Source organism: Pseudomonas sp. MPR-R2A5 (assembly GCF_058793055.1).
The window spans coordinates 1-1563 of the sequence record NZ_JBXAFK010000108.1 but is presented as its reverse complement, the minus strand read 5'-3'; the positions used below and the strand labels follow the sequence as shown (position 1 = coordinate 1563).

General features: G+C 60.5%; 2 protein-coding genes. One reads left to right on the top strand and one right to left on the bottom strand.

Annotation, left to right across the window (positions count from 1 at the left end):
• Positions 1-114: 114 nt before the first annotated feature.
• Positions 115-765 carry a YceH family protein gene (locus AC1Q6I_RS34725; protein WP_069075649.1) on the bottom strand — a complete coding sequence of 217 codons (651 nt, stop codon included), beginning with the start codon at positions 763-765 and terminating at the stop codon, positions 115-117.
• Positions 766-970: 205 nt separating this feature from the next.
• Here AC1Q6I_RS34725 and AC1Q6I_RS34720 point away from each other — a divergent pair, with 205 nt between their 5' ends.
• Complete coding sequence (locus AC1Q6I_RS34720) at positions 971-1480, top strand: DUF1993 domain-containing protein (protein ID WP_024074478.1); 510 nt, start codon at positions 971-973, stop codon at positions 1478-1480.
• Positions 1481-1563 lie beyond the last annotated feature (83 nt).

Sequence of the window (1563 nt, the reverse complement as noted above, 5' to 3'; positions counted from 1 at the left end):
CTGCGTGGTGTACTTGCTCATGAAAACGCCCCAGAAATTGGATGGGTGTCCAACTTCTGGGGCGCACTTCACACCGCTATCGGGGGCAAACCCCCTCCCACATTTTTGACCGTGTCAGGCCTGTTCCAGCTGTGCCAGGCGCTCTTCCAGCGCCGCAATCCGTGCTTCAAGCTCTTCAATACGATCCAGCGAGACCGCGCCGGCAGAGCGCTCCACCGGGCTCCCCCGCGCCGCGATAATCGCCTCGATATCCGCCGGGTCCCCCAGCGCATGGGTATAGCGATCTTCCCGCTGTCCGGCCTGACGTGGCACCAGCAGCGCCAATCCGCGTGCGATCAGGCGCTCCAACTGGTGCACCACTTGCTCGGCATCTTCGAAATCATGCATGCGCCCGCTGCGGGTCAGCAGTTCATTGACCGTCTGCGGTCCGCGTAAAAACAGCAGCCCGGTCAGGATCACCTGGGCCGGCACCAGCTCCAGCGCCTTGTCTACCCGATGCTCCCAGCGGTCGGCGCGACTGCCCATCACCAATCGGGTAAAGCCCTGGCCTTCGAGTGCGCGCAGGCTCTGGCCGACCTGGCCTGGGCTGAGGTTCATGACGGGTTCGCGGCTGGTCTTCTGGTTGCAGGCCAGGACCAGGGCGTTGAGGGTCAGGGGATAGGTTTCGGGGTTGGTCGCCTGTTTTTCGATCAGGCAGCCCAGGATGCGGATTTCCGTGCTGTTCAGGCGCGGCTCAGGAGTGTCGGTGTCGTGCTCGGCGGTCATCGCGCTTTCCCTATGCAGTGAATGGGGGCGTTCTCAATGGGTTTCCCTACCCCGTTGTCGCCTTAAAGCAGACCAGGCCCGGCGCGGCGGGGAATCTAATTGAGAACGCCCCCGCCTAGCCTAAGCCGGAAAAAATAAAAGACAAGCGCTCGGCATGGCTATAATCGCCGCTGGTTCCAACCCTGCCATTACCGATGAGACTGTCATGACTATTTCCCTGTACGCCGCCTCCGTCCCAGTCTTCAAGCAAATGCTCAACGCCCTGAGCGATGTGCTGAACAAAGCCGAAGCCCACGCCACCGCCAAGAACATCGAGCCCAACGCCCTGCTGCAAGCGCGTCTGTTCCCGGACATGTTCCCACTGGTGCGCCAGGTGCAGATCGCGGTCGACTTCGCCAAAGGTGTTTCCGCACGCCTGGCCGAGATCGAAGTGCCGAAGTACGAAGACAGCGAAGTGACCTTCGCCGACCTGCAAGCGCTGATCGCCAAGGTCCTGGCGTTTGTCGACACCATCAAGCCTGAGCAGATCGACGGCAAGGAAGGCATCGAAATCATCACCCGCCCAGGCACCCCGAAAGAGAAACGCTTCACGGGCCAGTCCTACCTGCTGACCTACGGCCTGCCGCAGTTCTTCTTCCACGTCACCACCGCCTACGCCTTGTTGCGTCACAACGGTGTGGAAGTGGGCAAGCGCGACTACATGGGCGCGTTCTAAGCCTATAAAAAAATCTATGGTCCCCCCCATTTTTGCAATACTGATTAACGGGCGATGTGGTTGGCTTGCTTAAATCTATCCGG